Genomic DNA, 19,715 nt, shown 5'->3' with positions numbered 1-19,715 from the left:
CACCGTAGACTGCGCCCTGCCGCCTGCAGGTCGTGCTTGCCGATGCGGCTCACGCGATATGGTAATCGCGGCAGTGCCGGTTGACGAGCACGAGGACGGTTCCGACGAGGTTCGCTGCCTTTCTGACCGGGTCGAGAGGGTCGCCATGGTGTGGCCGCTAGCACAACGACCGGAGCTCGGACGGAGGCGGACCGTCGCCATCGTGAGCGGCGTGCTCGCGGCGACCTTTCTGGCTGCCCTGGACGTTTCGATCGTCGGGACGGCCATGCCGACGATCGTCGGGGAATTGCGCGGTTTCGCGCTCTACCCCTGGGTCGTTACGGCGTATCTGTTGACCTCGACGACCACGATCCCCTTGTACGGTCGGCTGGCTGACCTGTATGGGCGCAAGCGGATCCTGCTCGCAGCGATCACGCTCTTCCTGGCCGGATCGGCGCTCTGTGGCCTGGCCCAATCGATGCTGCAGCTGGTCCTGTTCCGCGCGCTGCAGGGACTGGGAGCGGGCGGAATCATCCCAGTGACGCTGACCGTCCTGGGGGATCTCTTCCCGCTCGAGCAGCGGGCCCGCTTGCAGGGGCTGACGAGCGCCGTCTGGGGTGCTGCGGCGGTGGCGGGACCGAGCGTGGGGGCTGCGGTCACCGACCTGGCCGGTTGGCGCTGGATCTTCTACCTGAACGTGCCGGTCGGGCTGGTCGCGCTCGGCCTGTTGGGGGCAGCACTGCAGGAGCGGGTGGGGCGGCGTGAGCACCGGCTGGACTATCGGGGTGCGCTCCTCCTGACGGCTGGGATGACGCTGCTGCTCTCGGGACTTTCGGCTGCTGGGGAGGGACGAGGAGCGGCGCCGGTCGTCGCAGTCGGGGCGGCGCTGGGAGGAGCGGCGCTCCTCGTGCTCTTTTGGCGTACGGAGCAGCGGGCGGCCCTGCCGATCGTTCCACCGGAACTCGTCCGCCGTCGGTTGATGGCCGTCGTCGGGCTGGGCAGCATCCTGATCGGAGCGGGGATGTTCGGGCTGATCTCGTTCCTCCCGCTGGCGATGCAGGGTCTGGGAGCGGGGACGGCGACGACGGCTGGCCTGACGATCATGCCGTTCGCTGTCAGCTGGTCGGTAGCCTCGACGGCAGCTGGTCGCGTCATCCTGCGCTTCGGCTTCCGGAGTTCGGTGGTGCTCGGTATGGGCGCGATGCTGGCTGGTGCGCTCGTCCTGCAAGTCGTCCCGCGTTGGCCGGTCCTGGGGTGGGCGGTGGCTGCGGCAGCGCTCTTCGGGGTCGGGATGGGGTTCAGCGCGACGGCGTTCCTGATCGCGGTGCAGAACGCGGTCGCGTGGAGCGAGCGGGGCATCGCGACGGCGCTGGTCGGCTTGTCGCGGACGATCGGTGGGGCGGTGGGGGTGGCCGTGCTGGGTGCCGTGCTCAACGGGGTGATCCAGCAGCGGCTGGGGGAACGGGCAGCGATCGACGCATTGCTCGATCCGGCGCAGCGGCCGAGCCTGAGCGACGCGCTGCGTGCCAGCTCGGAGCGCGCGCTGGCCGAGGCGCTGAGCGTGGCTTTTCTCCTGATCCTCCTCGTCGTCACCGCGGCCGTCGCGCTGGAGGTGGTCGGCTTTCCGCGCGAGGTGCTGGCTGGGCGGGTGGGAGCGCGCGGACCAGTGGCGGTCAGTGACGGGGCACGTCCCGGTGACGCACGGGAGGAAGTGGAGCGATGAGGCGCCTGCTCGACGTGCTCGAGCGTTGGGAGACGGAACTGTTCTTGCTCGGGGTGGCGGGCTGGGTCCTGCCGATGCTGGACGACCGGCTAGCGGTGGTGGCGCCGCTGCGGTGGGCGCTCGTGGCGAGCCTACTGCCCTGGCTATACCGCATCGCGCGGTGGAGTCGGCAGGCTGGAGTGGGCTGGACGGTGCGTTTTGTCGCGAGCCAGCTGATCGGACTCCTCTCGCCGTTCGTGTGGCTTTTCACCGTGCGCCATCTGATCGGGGAGGGGGCAGCCAGACTCCGCTATCGTTCGGGTATGCCGGGACCGCACGACTGGCGACCGCGTGGACGGTATCGCCTGCCGGTCGAAGGCGTATGGACCGTTGCCAACGGGGGACCTGATCCGGAGACGTCGCATTCTTGGTCGCTGGTCGGTCAACGGTACGCGCTCGACCTGGTCGTGACCGATGGAGCCGGCCGGACGGCGCCGCCGGATGTACGCCGGCCAGAGGAGTATTTCGCATGGGGTCGGCCGATCCTCGCGGCCGCCGATGGGACGGTGGTCGCGGTGCGCGACGGTCACCACGACTCTCGAGGGATCGGGATCATCGACCCGCTGACACGGGATCCGTTGGGCAACTTCGTGGTGATCGAGCATGCGCCGGGGGAGTACAGTCTGTCAGCCCATCTCCAGTGCGGGAGCGTTACGGTGCGGCCGGGTCAGCGGGTGCAGGCGGGCGACGTGATCGGCCGGTGCGGGCATTCGGGTCACTCGACGGAGCCGCACCTACACTGGCAGCTGATGGATCGGGCGGATTTCTGGCGTGCTGCCTCGCTGCCGGTGCGGTTCGCGCAGTACTGGCGGGAGCGAGACGGTCGTTGGGAGCTGGTCAGCGAGGCGATGCCGGTGCGGGGCGAGCGAGTCAGCGACCATGCGCCGAATGGGGCGGAAAACGGCCGAGCGAGAGAGACACCGGGCGGCGGCGCAGCGGTCGATCACGAGTCGGGCGATGGGGGACGGTCGGCCCATGGCGGCTCGGCTGGGCGCCAGTAGGTCCGCCAGCCGTGGTTGCGCAGATGCGCGCCAGGCGGGACCTGGGTGAGGACGAGCGCTGCCGCCAAGAGGTCGGCGCCCGAGCCGAGTGCGTTCAGGAGGCCCAGGATGAGCCAGAACGGTGCCAGACTGGGCAGGAGCGAGAGTCCGGCGTAGGCGAGTAGGCTGACCGCGACGAGCGGGCTGAGCGCGACGACGAGGAACCGCGCCCGACCGAGCTCGCCGAGGTAGTGGACGTAGGCGAGGAGCGAGCGCGGCCAAAGGCCGAGGACGAGCTGGGGCGAGCGGAGCGAGCCGGGCAACGGGAGGGCGTGCAGAAGTTCGTGGAGCGGAACGAGGAGCAGGAGAGCGAGGAGGCTGGGCAGGCCGGAGAGGTGAATCGTCAGCGAGCGATCGGGTGAGCGGAGGAGGAGCGGCAGGGTGAAGAGAAAGGCGGCGAGAAGGCCGAGGGGCAGGGAGAGCAGGATGACCAGGCTGGCCCGGCGAGGCTCGCGGAGCGGTCGCCAGGGCGGAGCCGGCTGGAATGCGGGATCGGTCGGCGGCGGGCCGAGGTGAAAGCGCATGTCCCCCCCCTTTGGGAGCGTAGCGTGAGCATCGTCGACCTTCCAGGTGCGATCGAGTCGGGAGGCGGGGCGCTTGGCGGGTATCCTGCCTGCCGTGCGCTGACCGGTCGATGCGTCTCTGGAGCTGTCATGTTGCTGCGTTCCTACGTTCTCGAGACATGGTCTACTCGCGGAAGAAGACCGATGCCCCGATTACTGCCAGATTGACGGTCGGTGCTGACTTTGCTAGCCTTCGTTGGTGACGCCGGATAGTGGCTGATGTTCGGTAAATTAAGGTGGGAGTGATGGTGTCGAGTGTGGCAGTCGGGGTTGTTCGCGTCGTGAAGAGCCTGCCGATGCTGCTTTGGCGAGCGGCGAGCCGACCGATCAGTGGTGGAGCGGCGGCAGTCCTAATCGTGCTCGCGTTCGTGCTCGGCTCGACGTTGCCAGTCCTCGCCACGCGTTGGGTCGGTGAGGGGCATCGCATGCCGGCGCCACCGCCGCAGTGGGCGATCGATCCGGCGCGACCGAAGGAAGGATGCATCTATTTCCCCGAGACACAGCATAATCTCTGTGGTGGCTTTCGTCAGTATTGGGAGCAGTATGGTGGACTACTGATGTTCGGGTATCCATTGACGGAAGAGTACTCTGCACCTGAGCTGGGTGAAAATGGTGTTGTTACACAGTGGTTCGAGCGAGCGCGGTTTGAATGGCATCCCGGGAAGATTCCGGCGCGCAACGATGTGCTCCAGGGGCATCTGGGCAGAGAGATCATGGCGATTCTAACCGAGAATCGGCGGGAGGGTCATCCGCCCAGCGGATGGTCGCCACCGTCCTCCGGAGCGACGGCAACTCCCTGGCCGACGCCGACCCCGGTGCCGACACCGACCCCGACGCCGACGCCGACTGCTGCACCGATCACCACGCTACCGATGCCGACCCCGACGGTGACACCGGCGCTACCGCCCATCGTCGAGCTCCCGACCCCGACGCCCACGGCCACTGCCGGGCTTCCATCGATGCCGCAGCAGGCCGATCCGGTGACGACGCATCCGGACATCGCCCGAGCCTGGGCTGACATCGCTCAGGAACTCCAGATCTCCCCGAGCTTCTGGTCGACCTATTATCGCAACACGCCTCCTGAAGTGATGGCCGAGATCCAGCTGTATTGTCGGTATTATCCCGTCTGTATCGATATGGTCAATTATCAGTGGTGGCTTGGTTATGTGAATCTGCACTTGCCGATGCCGCGCGACTTCAATCCGACGGTGCTGCCGCCGCGTTTCCTGTACGCGGGGTACGGGACGTGCCCTGGGCCATGGCGATACTCCGCTTTGTGGTATATCGTGCGGACCACCAATACTCGCTGCACCTTCGCGTGGACGTGGAGTCCCGGATTGCTGAGTCCCTCGCTGCCGACTGGCGACCCGAACGACCTGAGCTATTGGTACGACTGGTTCCCGAGCTTGACCATGAGCGAAGTCCAACCAGTCGTGCGGCAGTACCAAGGGAATCCGTACCTGATCGCCAAGGAGCTCTATCGTCTGCGCTGGATGAAGGCTCGACCCTCCTCCTGACCGAGTCACGGGTCAAAGGGGTGGGATCGGGAACGATCCGATCAATCAGCTGACTGCTCGGCGGACGGGGCGTGCTCGGGCGAGACGGCGAGCGCTTCCTTCCACCGCTTCGTCTGATCGCGGTCAGACGGCGCAGCCGACGCTCGAGGTGGACGAGACTGCGACAGTGGAGCCAGGGGATCCGGTTCCTGGTGGTACCGCTGCGGTCGCGGGGCGCCGGGTGAGGCGTTGGTCGAAAACGTGCGGCACCGGCGCCAGTGCGGCACGCCAACACCGGCGGTCGCCGTCCAGCCGAGGGGCTCAACTGTGCTGGTTCGCGGCGTCGCCCTGCCGAACCTCTCGGGAGGGAGCCGTCGTTGCGAGGACCCGGAACTCCGAGTATGCTGAGCTTCGCCGATCGGCGATGCTGCTGGACGAGACCGATCCAGACGATGGCTCCACGGACGCGAGGACAGAGCGGCGAGGTGCCTAGGAGAAGGGATCGGAACCGTGACGATACGGTCGGTGTACTAGACATGCCAGCTGCGCCCCGAGGTGCTGCAGGGTGAGTTACGCGAAGAGCTGTTCGCGGCTCGCTTGAAGGATGTGCTGGAGGGGCGAGCCGATCCGGTCTACCAGGATCCGCAGCTGTTCTTCGACCACACCTATCCGACCATGGGACTGCGCACGTTGTTGCGCGAGGCACTGGGCCGATTGGCCGGGAAAGACCCAACGGCCAACGCGATCATCCGCTTGGAAACGCCGTTCGGTGGCGGCAAGACGCACAATCTGATCGCGCTCTACCATGCGGCGCGTGGTGCGCCGGCAGCGGCTGCGCTGGTCGGTCCTGAGCTCATTCCGACACCGGGTGCTCTCCGCATCGCGGATGTGGTGGGTTCGGAACTGGATCCGTCGGGTGGGGGTCGCTCATCCGGACGCGCGCACCTTCTTCCTGTGGGGTGAACTCGCTTACCAGCTCGGCGGACTGGCTACCGCCTGGTGGGTGAATCGGACCGGGCGACCAAAGCAGCGCCCGGCGGCAGCCTGTTGGACGAACTGATCGGTGAGCAACCGACACTAATCATGTTCGACGAGATCGCGCGCTATCTTCGGGCAGCAGACGCGGTGCCGACGGCGACCGGGCGCGGGACGCTGGCTGACCAGACAATCGCGTTCCTGATGCCGCTGCTCGAGTTCGCGGCCAGCCGCCAAGGGGTCGTGGTGGTGCTCACGCTGGCTGATCCCACCGATGTCTTCGGTCAGGAGAGCGAGGCGTTGTTGCGGCAGCTCAGCGAGGCTAGCCGCATCACGGCTCGGTCGGAGCGGGTCCTGCCACCGACCTTGAAGGAAGAGACGCCGGCGATCGGTGCGCATCGGTTGTTCCGCTCGATCGATCGCGCGGCGGCTCGCGAGGCGGCGGACGCGTATCTGGCGTTCTAGCGGCGTGTCGCGGAGCAGGAGGCAGCGTAGCGGCCGGCGGGTGTAGCGGGCGTTGCGTATCCTAGTGGCCGGGGAGTCGGTCAGCGGACGGGGAAGCGGCGGACGATGCTGAAGCTCCCGCTGCTGCGCAGCGATATCGCCTACGTCGCGCCCGAAGTAGGCAGCGACGGGCGACTGGGCGTTTGGCTGGGACGCCGGCACCTGGCCGTCTGGTGGCGGGGGAACGGTCCCTGGCCGGAGGGTCGTTTCCACTGCCCGAATGGGGAGCTGTGGTACCTCGTGGAACGAGTGCAGCCGGTCCGGCCGCTCTTCTGGTGGTGGCGCCGGCAGCCCCCGCCGAGCGCCGTGCGCCTGACGGGAGTGTACGGACCCGCTGAGGGCTGGGGAAAGCGTTTCCGGCTCGTCTTGCCGGTGGAGCCCTGTCCGGAAGCGGCCGAGGAGCTGCGCTTCGATCCTGGCCCGACGGTGGCGGTGCTGCAGGCGGAACCGTTCTACCAGGCGGCCCGGCGTGCGATCCTGGCGCGGGGCGGCAAACAGGCGCAGGGGGTGTTGTTCACGATCGCGCCGGGGTCGGAGGGACCGGTGGCCCACTCGGAGACGCAAGACGGGGCAGGCGAGTTGGTGCCGCTGGCGGGTGAGCTCCTGGTCGCTGAAGCGCTGCTGGTGCCGGCGGCCCTGCCCCGCTGGCTCTGGTGGGCCGGCTACCGCGACGACGTCTACCGGTTGACCCGTCCGCCGATCGGGGGCTGGGCGGCCTGGTGGGGCGACCCGGCGGCAGGGCTGGTCGGCCGCGCCTGGGTCGACGACCGGGGAACGGTGGTCCAGCGGCGCCGGCGCCGCGCTCCATGACATGCTATACTCGATGCGTCGCCTGATATTTAGGTATTCAGGCAACGCGTGGAGGAAATGTCCCCAGTGGCCCGCTCAGTGGCGTGCTGACTGAGACAGGTATTCAGACAACGCGTGGAAGAGAGGCCCAGATGGAGCCGAGCAAGGTCGGCAAGCGGGGCACGGTAGTGATGCCGGCCGCCCTGCGCAGACGCTACGGGATCGAGGAGGGTACCCTGGTGGTGGCCGAGGCCACCGCGGGCATTGACCCTGCCGGTACCGGTGTCGAGAGACGACGACGAGCCAGGTGCCCTCGTAGGTCGCGAGGAGCGTGATGGGGGCTGGATTCTCGTAGGTAAATAGTTAGGGATGGAAGGAGACCTATCGAAATGAGGCATGATGACCCACAGCCACCGCATCTCGACACCGGGGTCGATCCGTTGCTCCGACTGCGGCGAGGAGCTGGACGCGCAGGCTGACGCGTGCCCACGATGCGGGTCGAGGAACCGAACGGTGCACCTCACTGACAACGTACGCCTTGAGGCGCTCGAACAGATCCATCTCAAGAAGAAGCGTCCGGGGCAACCGCGAGCGGTCCAAGAAGTCAAGGCCGGCGATGAAATTTTCCACAAGACCGGCGAGCGGCATAGGCTCGTGCGGGTGATCGGTCGTGAACAGGATCGGTATTACGAGCACATCGAGGACTCGTTGGGGAATGTGATCCGGCATGTCGAGGAGCCCTTGACGCAGCACCGTGACCGCGGATACGTCAAGAAGAAGCGTCATCCCAGCGAGCGGAGCGTCCCTCCGGCCGGGCAAGACCTGAGCAGCGATTCCGAGTCCTCGCGCGAGCGGGGAGCGCGCTGACTGGAGGCAGGCCGCTGCCGGTCATCCCGGCGGGTGGCCAGCAGCGAGGCGCTCACCAGCGGCCACGTGGTCATCGAGAGGCGAGGAGGAAGGGCGATGGGGGCGAGTGGTGAATGGCACCCGGCGCACTCGAGCAATCGTGCAGGAACTACGAGCGAGGGCACAACGGCAGCGTTGGTAGGCGCTGGGTGCCTGCTGATGGAGGGGCGGCTGCCGCTAGCAGCGCTGGACATCGAGGCAGAGCGCCCTCGCTCCCGGGTGGGACGGGCCACCGGCCCGCATCGAGGCGCCTGACGGTCCTAGAGCGGCGGGGGCGCCGCGCGGTGTCGCCCGGTGAGAGCCGACCCCGGCAATGTTGGCTCCGCGCGTCGAGGGGCTGGACGGATCAGCGCGACTGAGCGAAACTACAGGTAGCCCTCCGTGAGTCGACTCGCGGTTGCGGGAAGTCGTGCCCGTCGAGGCGGGATTCCGAACACCTCTCGACTGCGCGATACTCTCGGGCTCGAGCCAAGGGGCCGGTCTCGGATAGGCGTTTTCGTCGATCCGCTCGTTTCAACCGGGAAGGAGGCCGCCATGCTCTCAACGGATTTTGTCGAGCATTTACTCGCCGATGCGGGTCTCTGCGTGCGTGAGCGACAGACCATTCCTGGTCGCGACGCAACTTTCGCCCCCGTCCCGGCCACGCTCCACCCGCGTGTCGCCGACCTCCTCCGCGGCCGCTTCCCGGCTGGCCTGTGGAAGCACCAGGCGGTCGCGATCGACCGGGCTCTCGCGGGGGAGTCGGTCTGCATCACGACGCAGACGGCCTCGGGCAAGAGCCTTATCTTCATGGCCGTCGCGGCGCACCGGCTGCTGACGGAACCCTCTGCGTGCGTCCTCACCTTCTACCCCGCCCGAGCACTCATCCAGGATCAGCTCGCGAAGTGGCGTGATCTGCTCGATCCGCTCGGGCTCACCTTCGGGTATATCGATGGTGGCGTGCAGGTGGAGCGACGCCCCGATATCCTGCGTCGTCATCGCCTCGTCCTGATGACGCCGGACGTGGCGCACGCGTGGCTCCTGCCGAACGCCGGTGAGACCTGGGCGAGGTCGTTCCTGCAATGCCTCTCGCTCCTGATCCTGGACGAGGCCCACGTGTACGAGGGGGTGTTCGGCACCAACTTCGCCTACCTCATACGGCGCCTCCTAGCACTGTCGACGCTACGGCAGGTGCTCGCGGTGAGTGCCACGCTCGACGATCCGGAAGCCTTTCTCCGCCAGTTGACCGGATTGTCCGTGGCTGTGCTCGGCGCGTCGGACGACTGCGCACCGGTTTATGAGAAAACGGTGCTCTTGGCTGGGAGATCCCCGGGTGCAGGCCTGCGCGCAGGTCGCCGGAGCGACGACTTCAAGACCGTCGTCGACGTCGTCCGGCGGCTTGCCGAAGCTCTGCCGACCCCCTTCCTCGCCTTCGCCGACTCGCGCCGGATGGTCGAGCACGTGGTCGCCGCGCTCCACCGGCAACCGACGGAGAGCGCCCCCGACAGCGACGACGAGCACGATCAGGCCGCGCCGGTGAACTGGATGGTGCTCCCGTACCGGGCAGGCTATGAGGAAGAGGACAGGATCGAGATCCAGCGCTCGCTGGCTGCAGGCTCCCTCAGGGGAGTCGTCTCGACCAGCGCGCTCGAGCTCGGCATCGACATCGGCCATATCGACGTCGTCGCCATGTTGCAGCCGCCTCCGACGCGCAAAGCGTTCTGGCAGCGCCTCGGCCGCGCGGGTCGGAGCCGCCCCGGCCTTTGTATCCTGCTCGATCTCGAGGATCGGTTCTCACTCGGTCACTTCCTCGAAAGCCGGAGCGAACCGAACTGCCTGTACCTCGAAAACCGCTATCTCCAGTACGCCAACGTCCTCTGCGCGGTGGCCGAGCTCGCCAGCACCGGGAGCGGGAGAGAGGCCCTCGCTCGGTACGTCGAGGTGCCGCCGGATTTCCTCCGGCTCCTCGAGAACGAGCTGGAGCCGACCGAACCTGTCCCGCCCGAGCTTGCCGTCCTAAAGCAACGCGCCCAAGCCAGCCCGCACCTCGAGTTCCCGCTGCGCGACATGATCGACGAGGTGTTCGACGTGCAAGACCGTAGCGGCCGCCGTCTCGGACAGGTCACCTACACCCAGGCTCTCCGCGAAGCCTATCCGGGCGCGGTCTACTATTACCTGGCGCAGCCGTACCGGGTCGTCCACTTCAACTTTCGCGCCAAGCGGATCGAGGTAAGGCGCGAGAAGCGCTACACGACTCGGCCGGACCTCTTGCAGCGCGCCTTTCCCCGCTGGCCAGAGGGCTTACTGGCACTCTGGAAGGGCGCTGACTGCGGGTTCGTCGCAGAGTCGGAGATGCAGGTCATGGAGAAGTTGCAAGGATTCACTGAACAGCGCGGCAGCGCACGAGAGCAGCACCGCTACGAGCCTGGGTCGGTCTACTACCAGCGGCCGCTCCTCCGGTTCTTCGAGACGACCGGCGTGGCCTGGTGGTTTCCGAGCGCGAAGCTCAACGAGGAACTCGCCCGGCTCGTCCTCCTCAGCTTCTGCGACCTCTGCGGGGTACAGGAACACGACGTCGCCCTCGGCATGTTCCACGCCAAGCAGTCGCCTGTCCAGCCTGACGAAGTCTCCGGCTGGTGCATCTACGACAGTACCTATGGGAGCCTGCGACTCACACAGCGGCTCGGTGAACGGTTCCGAGAGGTCGCCTGGGAGGCACTGGAGCGGTGCCCGGACGACCAACCCTGTGAGGCTCTCCGGGCACTCGCCCAAGCTACCGAAGGAATCGCACGCGCGCCGGTCGAGCGCCCGTCACCGGAGGTGTCAGTCAGCGACGAGTGGGTGGTCGTGATCGCGCGGGGCGAGCAGGCCATCTACTTCAAGGCCGAGGCGAGCGAGGAGGTGCTCATCAAAGACTTCCGCTATACGCCTCGCGGCATCGTGTACGATCTCGAGCCGGGAGGCGGCTGGGACACGCGTCGCGTGCCAGCGGAGTTCGTCAAGCCGATACGCGGGGTCACTCGTCTGATCCTGTACAACCTGGAAACCGGGGAAGAGCGGCCGCACGAGGAGTAGCTTCGCCCCACAAGGCGTGGCGCCGCTCGGGTACAGCCAGCCCGGGTGGACGCTTCCTGCTCCCCATCGACGGCGGAGCGACGACTATGCACCCGCCGCTGGCATCTCCTCAGACAACGGGCAGGGGACGGGATAGGGAGTGAGCGCAGAACGGAGGGAGACCGATGGGAAAGCCTAGTGTTGACTCAGTCGCGTCCGGGGTGCAGACCAGCTGGCTCCTGATCGGTGAGCGGCTGCCGCTGCTGGAGCTGGGGATCGAGGCGCAGCGGGAGCGGGCGGCGAGCAGCGCGCTGCCTCCTCTCCACCGTGCGGGTCGGTGATGGAGGAACTCTATGGGTGGACTCCGGAATACGGCACCGGTTGGGGCAAACAAAACGTATAGCAGTTTTTGCACGACTCGGCCATCGCGGAGACAGCCTGCGGATCTGTAGAGGTGCTCAGGGGGAAACCCTGTCATCCGCCAAGCTGTGGGCGCGCGCAAGACGAAGCCAGTCGCGTCTCGTCGGAGCAGCGTCCCGACCATCCATGGTGATGGGACGATGGCTTCATCATGGTCGTCTCGATGTGCGGGCTGGCTCGGCACGACCAGGGCTGGGTGGAGCTGTTGGGAGCGTCCACCGGTGGCGGAAGTGGTGCCCTGTAGTCATCGTGCGAGAAACCGAAACACGATCTGTTCCGCTGACGACGAGCGTCTCGCGGGGATCTTCGCGGAGTCGTCCCATGCATGGGAAAGCAGATTCGATGCGCGGGTGGCGAGCCCTGCTCTGTCATGACGAGTATCCCGGGAGGGATCGCGCCCTGAATCAGGTTCTCATCAATGAGCTGCATCGGACCGCCGCGGGCGTATCGGCTCACTGGGGGATCGCAGTCGATGACGTGCTGTGCAGAGCAGCGAGAGCAATGCACCCCACGTGCGTAGGGATGAGTGGAGACTGAAGAGGATGCGGACCATGAGTGACGGTGCACCCCCACGTGCGTGGGGACAACTATCGGGAAGCCAAGCGTCGTCAGCAGGAAGCCGGTGCACCCCCACGTGCGTGGGGACAACACTATGATACGACGAGGAAAACGCGGGCTCGAGGGGTCGATAGTCCCGTTTCGGCTTCGCGACGGGCAAATCACGTATTGCAGCGTTGTGCCGGGAACCGCGCCGTTCGAGGCGGGGCGACGTCTGTACCAGCCGGAGGCGGGCTCGTCCGCTGGTCACCGAAGGGTCGCTCCGCGCCGCACTGGCAGGGAGCCGCGGACGTTCGCGGCTGGCCACCCCATCGGGAGCGGCGCTGGCGGTCGCTGCGTGAGGGACTGCTTGCCGGCGGAGAGCGTCCGGACTGCCCGTTCAGGCGTCGGCCGGGCGCAGCAGCGATGGCGGGCTACCCAGCTCGCTCACGCTGCGGCGCCACCGGATGCGGGCCCGCCCGCGCGGTGCTCGTGGGCCGAGTCGCGCCGGTGCCGTTGGCGCCGGCCGCCTGCTCCCGGGGCATGCGCCGGCAGACGGCGGTCGGTTGACGCGGCGCTGGCAGGGAGGCGGTGATGACTGGTCGATAGGCAGCCGCTCTGCGCCGACAAGGCGCCGCGGCCAGTGGCCAGAAGCCAGCGACCCCTGGAGCAGGACCGTGCGCTGCAGTAGACTGCAGGCAGCGAAGAGGCGAGTGATCGTTTTTCAGACGACAGAACCCGGGGGATGAGCCATGGCGCGGCGAGGCTGGTTTCTGGTGCTCGGGGCGATCGCGCTGGTGTGTGGTTGTCTGTCCGTCGGTGTGATCGGAGCAGCTGGCCTGTGGTTCCTGACGCGCGGCCAGGGGTCGCCGACACCGGGGATCGCGGCGAACGTCACCCCGGCGCTCCGCCGGACGAACGTGGAGCGGAATCAGCTCGCGAACGGCTGGCAGCGGGTGTCCGATGGGCAACGTGTCGCCTACCTGGCGCCCGCGCAGGGGAATCTGCCGTTCCAGCCAGGACTCTTCTGGCAGGCGGAGCCGCTCCCGCAGCCGCTCAATCCGTTGCAGTACGCGGCGGTCGTCTACTTGCGCCTGCAACAGCAGAGCGAGCAACTCTATGCGTACCATGCGCAGTGGGTGTCCTTTGCCGGTTGGCCGGCGATCGAGTTGGCCTACGCAGCGGTCCAGAACGGACAGCCCTACGAGGCGGTGCTCTGGATCTTGAGCGATGGCTGGACCGGGTACATCGTCAGTTTCATCGCTCCCTATGGGCTCCTGGACGAGTACGTGCCCCAGCTCCCGCAGGTACTGCAGGACGCCGAACAGCAACTGATCGAGCAGCCGGGGCCGCTCCAGGGTGGGCCGGTGCCAGACGTCTGGGTCGCTGGTGGCGGGATGGGGTACGGCGGCGAGATGACGCCCGCCTGGGACTGGAGTGGATTCGATTACGGCACGCCTCTGTACGGCTTCCAGGACCCGTTCGCTGATGTCGGCTGGGACAGCGGTGGCTACGACTTCTCCGGCGACCTGTACAGCGACTTGTACTCGAGCGGTGGCGGTCTCTACGACCCCGAGCACGATGCCTTCAATACCTGGATGGCCGAAGAGTGGAGCCAGGCGTTGAGCGGCGAAAATCCTGACCCGACCTGGATGGACGACGCCGGCAATCTCTACTGGGAGGGGCCGTCCGGCACGCTCCACGATTGGAGCGCCGATTACGATCCCTCGATCTGGTGAGCGCGGGACGATCCGCTCAGCGACGTGCCGTGGGCGATGCCCGGGACGGACCATCGGCGGGCTGCGAGTCGGAGGACGCTCCCGACGCTCGGTCGCCATCGGGATGACGTGACCGCAGGGCAGGGCGCGTCTGACGGCCTGGTATCCGCTGCGGCTCGGCCAGCCGAGGCTGCTCGCTCGACCCGAGTCGGGTGAGCAGTGGGCTGCCGGATCGCGATGGCGGTCTGCTCGAAGGACCCGTCGCCCGAGGGTCGTTGCAGTGCGGTGAGATCGGTGCCGGCGTCGGCCCCGATTCCGGAGGCGGCTCGGTGTTCCGTCCAACTGGCGACCGCGATCGAGCGGAGAGCGCGGGACGCGCGCCGCTCGGACGCATCAGCACGGCGACAGTCTCAGCGCTGTTCGCTCGCCGGGGCACGCTGCCGCAGCTCGCGCCAGACCGGACCATCTGGCCAGCGGTATTGCTCGAGCGACTCGCGCTTCATCTCGATCGAGTAGCCCGGTCGCTGCGGCGGGAGATACCGGGCGTTCCGCACCGTGACCGGGTCGACGAAGTGCTCGTGGAGATGATCGACATGCTCGATCATCCGGTGCTCCAGGCTGCCGCTCACCGCGATGTAGTCGAACATGGAGAGGTGCTGAACGTACTCGCAGAGGCCGACGCCGCCGGCGTGCGGGCACACCGGCACCCCGAACTTGGCGGCCATGAGCAGGACGGCGATGACCTCGTTCACGCCGCCGAGCCGGCAGGCATCGATCTGGCAGAAGCGGATGGCGCCGGAGGCGAGCAGCTGCTTGAAGACGACGCGGTTGGCCACGTGCTCGCCGGTGGCGACGCCGATCGGTGCGATGGCTTCCGCGATCGCCTTGTGGCCGAGGACATCGTCGGGATGGGTGGGCTCTTCGATCCACCAGGGGTCGAACTCGGCCAGCTCCCGCATCCAGGCGATCGCTTGGGGGACGTCCCAGCGCTGGTTGGCGTCCATCATCAGCTTGCGGTCCGGTCCGATGACTTGGCGCAGGAGCGCAGCGCGGGCGCGATCGTGAGCGAGGTCTTGCCCTACCTTCATCTTGATAGCAGTGAAGCCCTGGTCGATCGCCTGGCGGGCCAGTGCGGCGACCTGCTCGTCCGAGTAGCCGAGCCAGCCCGCCGAGGTGGTATAGCAGGGGTAGCCGGAGCGGAAGAGTTCCCGTTCGCGCTCGGCGCGCGTCGGTGCCTGCTGGCGGAGGAGGTGGAGAGCCTCGTCCGGCGTCAGTGCATCGGTGATGTGGCGGAAGGGGACGAGGCGGACGATTTCTTCGGGCGTGAGATCGGCCAGCAGCTTCCAGACCGGCTTGCCGACGGCCTTGGCCCAGAGGTCCCACAGCGCGTTGATCACCGCAGCGGTCGCCAGATGCAGTACGCCTTTTTCCGGACCGACCCAGCGGAGTTGACCGTCGTTGGTGAGGCGATCCCAGTAGCGACCGAAGTCGGCGACGATCTCCTCGAGCCGCTGGCCGACGACGAACGGAGCGAGGGAGTGGATGGCGGCGACGCAGAGCTCGTTGCCGCGGCCGATGGTGAAGGTGAGACCGTGCCCTTCCAGACCGGGGGAATCGGTGTGGAGGATGACGTAGGCGGCCGAATAGTCGGGGTCAGGATGCATGGCGTCGGAACCGGCCAGGGTGAGCGAGGTGGGGAAGCGCACATCGTAGGTCTCGATTTGGGTGATCGTGGTGGGCATCGGACTCCTCCTCTCGTCTGCCGGCGTGCGCTCGTGGGTCAGAAGGCGGCGCGCTCGATCAGTCGCTACCGAGCGCAATGATCGCACAGGAGCGCCTGGCTGGGGAGCAGCCGCGCTCGCCCGGTAGGCGGGCGGTGGCCAGTAACCGGCCGAGAGGTGCGCTCGCTGGGTCACGGGCGGGTGATGGACAGAAGCTGGCGTCACTGGCTGACGCTGCGACGCTGGTCGGTGCTCGCGGATCGGGCCGAGTGGTGGCGCGCTGAGGCGGCGCGAGGCGAGCGATTCCCCGCTTCGCTCGTTGCCGGCTCATGCTCGGTACGGCGAGGCGGGTGGTCTGGGTGATGGCGTGCGGGCGCGATTGCCTGGGTCGCTGGCGGATCGTGAAAGGTCGCCGTGCGTATCCGATGTCTGCAGCCCGGTGACAGGCATGCTATCCTGCACGCTGCAGGTGCGGTTTCGGCAGTCAGGCGCAGGGGTCGACCAGTCCGAGCGATTGCCGGGTTTTTCACTTTCGGCCGGTGGCAGGAGCGGAGCGGACGGATGGACGAGCAGGACGAGCTGCGGCAGGCAACGACCGAGTCGGTGAACCCGCGGACGCGGCAGATCGACCAGCTCTCGAGCCAGGCGATCGTGGAGTTGATCCTGGAGGAAGAGACGCGGGTGATTCCGGCAGTGCTGGCCGAGCGGACTGCCATCGCCGCACTGGCGGACGTGGTCGTCGAGCGGATGCGCCGGGGTGGGCGCCTGGTCTACGTCGGTGCTGGGACGTCCGGCCGGTTGGGGATGCTGGATGCCATCGAGTGCATCCCGACCTACGGGTTGGAGCCGGGTCGGATCGTCGCGCTGGTCGCTGGCGGGCCGGCGGCGCTGACCGGACCGGTCGAGGCTGCCGAGGACGACGAGGAGGCGGGCGCGCGCGAGCTGACTGCGCTGGGCATCGGGCCGGATGACGTCGTGCTCGGGATCAGCGCGAGCGGACGGACGCCCTACGTGCGCGGGGCGCTCCGCGAAGCGCGGCAGCGTGGCGCCTACGTGGCCGTGCTCGTGTGCAATCGGCCCGCGCCGCTGGCCGATCTGGCTGACTTGGTGATCGCGCCGGTCGTCGGCCCGGAGGTGATCGCTGGCTCGACCCGCATGAAGGCCGGGACGGCCCAGAAGCTTGTGCTCACTGCTTTGAGCACGACGGTGATGGTGCGGCTGGGTAAGACGTTCGGGAACCTGATGGTCGATGTGCGACCCACGAACCGCAAGCTCTGGCAGCGCGGGGTGCGCATCGTGATGGAGGCGACTGGACTCAGCGAGCAGGATGCGCAGCGCGTGCTCCAGGAGGCGGGCGGCGAGCCGAAGACGGCGATCGTGATGGCGATCGCGGGAGTCGATGCTGCAGAAGCCCGGTCGCGGCTCGGACGTGCCGGTGGGCTCGTGCGGGCCGCCCTCGAGGAGAGCGATGGCGGCTGAGCTTCTGCTCGGGATCGATGGTGGCGGGAGCACGACCCGCGCGGCGCTGGCTGACGCGCAGGGAAGAATCCTCGGCGTCGGGACGACCGGCTCGAGCAATCTCCAGATCGTGGGGCTCGAAGGGGTCGTCGCTGCAGTGGAGGTCGCGATTCAGGCTGCCCGCAGGGCTGCCGGTGTTGCGAGCGATGCGCCGGTGAAAGTGGCGTGTCTCGGGCTCGCCGGGGTCGACCGGCAGGGCGACCGCGAGCGGGTCAGCACAGCACTCCGGGTTCGTTCGCTCGCCGAGCGGCTTCTCTTGGTCAGCGATAGCGAGCTGGTGCTGGCGGCAGGTTGCCCCGAAGGTTGGGGTCTGGCGCTCGTCAGCGGTACCGGGTCGATCTGTTTCGGGCGAGCACCGGACGGTCGCACCGCGCGCGCCGGTGGTTGGGGATATCTGCTCGGTGACGAGGGCAGCGGGTTCGCGATCGCCCAGCAGGCACTGCGACTCGCGGCCCGGACGGCCGATGGTCGGGCAGAGGCCCATGAGCTGCTCGAGGCGGCACTCGCGTTCTGGGGACTGACCGCGCCGGAGGAGCTCGTTCCGCTGGTCTATCAGCGCGTGCGGGGTGCGCCGGCAGCGCTGGCGTGGTTCGCGCCGCGGGTGCTCGATCTCGCATCGGCTGGCGACCCGCATGCGACGGCCATCGTCGAGGAGGCGGCGACCGAGCTGGCCCGGTCGGTCGAGGTGGTCCGGGCGCATCTCGAGCTGAACGCGAGCCCGCTGGCGCTCGGCGGCGGCATCCTCCTGCATTCGTCGCTCTTGCGCGAGCGACTGCTCGGACAGCTTCCGTCGGCGGTCGGACCGGTGACGCTGGTCGAGGAGGCGACGCGCGGGGCGGTGCGCCTGGCGCTGCAGGAGTTGCACGCCAGAGCGTGAGGACCGGCGCAGCGCGCTCGGCGTCCTACCTGCGCTGCGCCGGTCGCCTGGGTGCTGTGCCGCGTGGTCAGCCTGCTCCCCCGAGCAGTCCTTCGCGTTCCAGCGACTCGCGAAGCTGGGCTGGGAGGCTGTCCGGTCCAGCCAGGCGGACGAGCTCCAGCAACTTCTGCACTCCTTCCTCCCAGAGTGGATGATAGGGGCCGGGCGAGTAGGTCGCGAGCGTGGCATCGACTGGCAGGCCGCTGGCGTACCGTTCACGCTGCTCGCGGAGCCAGGCGATCGCTGCCTGATAACGCTGGCCGAGCGCCGTGAAACGGTCGAGCGTCTGGTGGATCTCGCTCCGTCGGGCATGGGCCAGCCAACGCTGCTCGAACTCACGAGCGAGGCGCTCGAGGAGCGACCGTTGTGCATCGAGTCTCGCGATCGCCTCGTCGAGCTGCGTGAGCCCCCGTGATCGCCCGTTCTCGTCGGCTGGATCGGGCAGGGATCCGAGCAATCGACGTACGCGTTGGCTCGCGAGGAGCTTCTCGGCGGCGAAGACGACCAGACGCGCCGTGAAAGTGTAGTCGTGTCGGAGTTGCGCATCGGGCAGCGCGACCCAGGCGCGAAGCGCCGCGCGGGCCGCTTCGGCGAGTTCCTCCAGGTCGTGCGGGTCGGTCCGCTCGATCAGGCGACCGGCGAGCGGCTCGTCGAAGAGGGCCAGGGCACTGTTGGAGCGGTTCGGCAAGCCAAGGCTCGGCAAGGTCACCGCGCGCCCCAGGCGATGGATCGCGCGCACGCTCGCGTCGTCGGCTGGGCGGTCGAGGAAGAGGAGCGCGAAGGCGCGATCGAAGTGGTCCAGTTCGATGTCGGGGCCGGACCACGCAACAGCGGCACCGAACAGGTAGGGGTACCAGGAAAGCGAGAGAAGTTGGTAGTGCCCGTAGTCACCCCAGTCCGTGAGCAACATCCCACTCGCGCCAGCAGCGAGCCCATCGCGCACGAAGGTACGGATGTTTCCGATTGCATTCTCGATACGCGGGAACAAGGTGTTCCAGCTCGACGTGCCGGGGCAGACCCAGAAGGTGCGCCCCAGCGAGCCGAGAAGCACGGCTGAGGGGTAATGATCCTGTGCCTCGTACCACCAGTCGAGGAGCACGATGTCATCGGTAAGCTCGGCAACCAGGTCGGGGAAGTGAAGCAGGATATCGGCCCAGACCATGATGCGGCGGCCATACTTGGCGGCGAGATCGCGGACACGCAGGATGTGCTGGAGATAAAGGCGCCCCTTGCCGAGACGTTCGGCCAGTGCCCTGGACTGACCCGTTCCGAGGTCCCAGGTCTCGTCGCAATCGACGTTGAGCCAGGACGACGTGAAATTGGGCAAGAAGTCGGCGTACAGCTCGTCGAGGAGCTGATAGGTCTCCTCGCGGGCTGGTGTCAGGCTCCACTGCCAACCGACCTCGTCGAGATGGGCGTAGCGGGGCAGCGAGAGCAAGCGTCGCAGGTGTCCGAACGACTGGAGGTTCGGGACGAGTTCGACGTGATGAGCACGACAGTGCTCATCGAGCGCGAGGATGTCGTCAGCGGTCAATGGATCGGAGCCGGCACCGATCTCCGGGTGACTCGGGAAGTGAAAGGGGTGCTCGATGTAGAGCTGAACGTGATTGTATTTGTAGGCTGCGAGGTTCTCGACCAAGCGGAAGAGCGTCTCGAGCGTGGGCACTTTGCCGCGCGAGACGTCGAGCATGACACCACGGTTGGGGAGCACAGGCCAATCGCGGATGGAGAGCGCCGGGAGCAGACGCCCCTGTGTTCGAAGGAGTTGACGGAGGGTCTGGACGCCATAGAAGAGCCCGCGTTCCGCCGTGGCGAGGACGAGCAGTCGCTGCTGCCCG

Annotated in this window: 16 protein-coding genes and 1 pseudogene; 13 read left to right on the top strand and 4 right to left on the bottom strand. The window is 67.5% G+C overall.

Annotated elements, in window-relative coordinates:
- The first annotated feature begins 145 nt into the window (after positions 1-145).
- Positions 146-1,702: an MDR family MFS transporter gene (locus tag TRD_RS12475; protein ID WP_169302316.1), complete on the top strand. Its 1,557-nt coding sequence runs from the start codon at positions 146-148 to the stop codon at positions 1,700-1,702.
- Positions 1,699-2,742, top strand: coding sequence for a M23 family metallopeptidase (locus TRD_RS13985; RefSeq protein ID WP_012643293.1), 1,044 nt, complete (start codon positions 1,699-1,701; stop codon positions 2,740-2,742). Before TRD_RS12475 ends, TRD_RS13985 begins: the two co-directional genes overlap by 4 nt.
- On the opposite strand, the gene TRD_RS12465 is transcribed toward TRD_RS13985, so the two are convergent.
- On the bottom strand, positions 2,685-3,305 hold the full coding sequence (locus TRD_RS12465) for a DUF3267 domain-containing protein (protein ID WP_041437362.1): 621 nt from the start codon (positions 3,303-3,305) through the stop codon (positions 2,685-2,687). The genes TRD_RS13985 and TRD_RS12465 overlap by 58 nt on opposite strands.
- Positions 3,306-3,589: 284 nt before the next feature.
- Here TRD_RS12465 and TRD_RS12460 point away from each other — a divergent pair, with 284 nt between their 5' ends.
- The 9 genes from TRD_RS12460 (at position 3,590) to TRD_RS12430 (ending at position 13,743) form a co-directional block, all read left to right on the top strand.
- Positions 3,590-4,861 (top strand): hypothetical protein, encoded by a 1,272-nt coding sequence (locus TRD_RS12460; protein ID WP_041437360.1) that lies wholly within the window; start codon positions 3,590-3,592, stop codon positions 4,859-4,861.
- Between the two features lie 534 nt (positions 4,862-5,395).
- Positions 5,396-5,803: an ATPase gene (locus TRD_RS12455; protein ID WP_012642950.1), complete on the top strand. Its 408-nt coding sequence runs from the start codon at positions 5,396-5,398 to the stop codon at positions 5,801-5,803.
- Between the two features lie 36 nt (positions 5,804-5,839).
- Positions 5,840-6,280 (top strand): ATPase, encoded by a 441-nt coding sequence (locus tag TRD_RS12450; RefSeq protein WP_143714816.1) that lies wholly within the window; start codon positions 5,840-5,842, stop codon positions 6,278-6,280.
- 105 nt (positions 6,281-6,385) lie between these two features.
- A complete protein-coding gene (locus tag TRD_RS12445) occupies positions 6,386-7,129 on the top strand; it encodes a hypothetical protein (RefSeq protein WP_012642632.1) in 744 nt (247 codons plus the stop codon).
- Between the two features lie 131 nt (positions 7,130-7,260).
- Positions 7,261-7,443, top strand: a complete 183-nt coding sequence (locus tag TRD_RS15300) for an AbrB/MazE/SpoVT family DNA-binding domain-containing protein (protein ID WP_012643185.1) — start codon at positions 7,261-7,263, stop codon at positions 7,441-7,443.
- Between the two features lie 178 nt (positions 7,444-7,621).
- Complete coding sequence (locus tag TRD_RS12440; RefSeq protein ID WP_012643296.1) at positions 7,622-7,975, top strand: hypothetical protein; 354 nt, start codon at positions 7,622-7,624, stop codon at positions 7,973-7,975.
- A gap of 573 nt (positions 7,976-8,548) precedes the next feature.
- Positions 8,549-11,068 carry a DEAD/DEAH box helicase gene (locus TRD_RS12435; protein WP_012642891.1) on the top strand — a complete coding sequence of 840 codons (2,520 nt, stop codon included), beginning with the start codon at positions 8,549-8,551 and terminating at the stop codon, positions 11,066-11,068.
- A gap of 164 nt (positions 11,069-11,232) precedes the next feature.
- On the top strand, positions 11,233-11,388 hold the full coding sequence (locus TRD_RS14945; RefSeq protein WP_012643028.1) for a hypothetical protein: 156 nt from the start codon (positions 11,233-11,235) through the stop codon (positions 11,386-11,388).
- Between the two features lie 1,368 nt (positions 11,389-12,756).
- Entirely contained in the window at positions 12,757-13,743 is a 987-nt protein-coding gene (locus TRD_RS12430) for a hypothetical protein (protein WP_012642940.1), read from the top strand.
- Between the two features lie 389 nt (positions 13,744-14,132).
- On the opposite strand, the gene TRD_RS12425 is transcribed toward TRD_RS12430, so the two are convergent.
- The gene (locus TRD_RS12425; RefSeq protein WP_012643015.1) at positions 14,133-15,464 is read right to left on the bottom strand and encodes an L-fuconate dehydratase; all 1,332 of its coding nucleotides are present in this window, start codon (positions 15,462-15,464) and stop codon (positions 14,133-14,135) included.
- Positions 15,465-16,004: 540 nt separating this feature from the next.
- Between TRD_RS12425 and murQ the strand changes: the two genes are divergently transcribed.
- Both murQ and TRD_RS12415 read left to right on the top strand, forming a co-directional pair.
- The gene (murQ, locus tag TRD_RS12420; protein WP_012643206.1) at positions 16,005-16,922 is read left to right on the top strand and encodes an N-acetylmuramic acid 6-phosphate etherase; all 918 of its coding nucleotides are present in this window, start codon (positions 16,005-16,007) and stop codon (positions 16,920-16,922) included.
- Positions 16,912-17,838, top strand: coding sequence for an N-acetylglucosamine kinase (locus TRD_RS12415; protein WP_012642473.1), 927 nt, complete (start codon positions 16,912-16,914; stop codon positions 17,836-17,838). The genes murQ and TRD_RS12415 overlap by 11 nt, the downstream gene beginning before the upstream one ends.
- 67 nt (positions 17,839-17,905) lie before the next feature.
- Here TRD_RS12415 and TRD_RS13980 read toward each other — a convergent pair whose 3' ends face one another.
- Complete coding sequence (locus TRD_RS13980) at positions 17,906-19,567, bottom strand: beta-N-acetylhexosaminidase (protein WP_143714814.1); 1,662 nt, start codon at positions 19,565-19,567, stop codon at positions 17,906-17,908.
- A 36-nt stretch (positions 19,568-19,603) separates the two neighbouring features.
- Positions 19,604-19,711: pseudogene (locus tag TRD_RS15415) on the bottom strand (glycoside hydrolase family 20 zincin-like fold domain-containing protein); the annotation flags it as partial.
- Positions 19,712-19,715: the final 4 nt, after the last annotated feature.

It is taken from the genome of Thermomicrobium roseum DSM 5159 (assembly GCF_000021685.1).
GTDB lineage: Bacteria > Chloroflexota > Chloroflexia > Thermomicrobiales > Thermomicrobiaceae > Thermomicrobium > Thermomicrobium roseum.
Note: the sequence above shows the minus strand (reverse complement) of the source record. Positions and strands in the feature narration are given on the sequence as shown.

Coding starts and splice junctions, on each gene's coding strand:
- TRD_RS12475 (WP_169302316.1), top strand. CDS start 146: ATGGTGTGGCCGCTAGCACAACGACCGGAGCTCGGACGGAGGCGGACC.
- TRD_RS13985 (WP_012643293.1), top strand. CDS start 1,699: ATGAGGCGCCTGCTCGACGTGCTCGAGCGTTGGGAGACGGAACTGTTC.
- TRD_RS12465 (WP_041437362.1), bottom strand. CDS start 3,305: ATGCGCTTTCACCTCGGCCCGCCGCCGACCGATCCCGCATTCCAGCCG.
- TRD_RS12460 (WP_041437360.1), top strand. CDS start 3,590: ATGGTGTCGAGTGTGGCAGTCGGGGTTGTTCGCGTCGTGAAGAGCCTG.
- TRD_RS12445 (WP_012642632.1), top strand. CDS start 6,386: ATGCTGAAGCTCCCGCTGCTGCGCAGCGATATCGCCTACGTCGCGCCC.
- TRD_RS15300 (WP_012643185.1), top strand. CDS start 7,261: ATGGAGCCGAGCAAGGTCGGCAAGCGGGGCACGGTAGTGATGCCGGCC.
- TRD_RS12435 (WP_012642891.1), top strand. CDS start 8,549: ATGCTCTCAACGGATTTTGTCGAGCATTTACTCGCCGATGCGGGTCTC.
- TRD_RS14945 (WP_012643028.1), top strand. CDS start 11,233: ATGGGAAAGCCTAGTGTTGACTCAGTCGCGTCCGGGGTGCAGACCAGC.
- TRD_RS12430 (WP_012642940.1), top strand. CDS start 12,757: ATGGCGCGGCGAGGCTGGTTTCTGGTGCTCGGGGCGATCGCGCTGGTG.
- TRD_RS12425 (WP_012643015.1), bottom strand. CDS start 15,464: ATGCCCACCACGATCACCCAAATCGAGACCTACGATGTGCGCTTCCCC.
- murQ (WP_012643206.1), top strand. CDS start 16,005: ATGGACGAGCAGGACGAGCTGCGGCAGGCAACGACCGAGTCGGTGAAC.
- TRD_RS12415 (WP_012642473.1), top strand. CDS start 16,912: ATGGCGGCTGAGCTTCTGCTCGGGATCGATGGTGGCGGGAGCACGACC.
- TRD_RS13980 (WP_143714814.1), bottom strand. CDS start 19,567: ATGCTCGACGTCTCGCGCGGCAAAGTGCCCACGCTCGAGACGCTCTTC.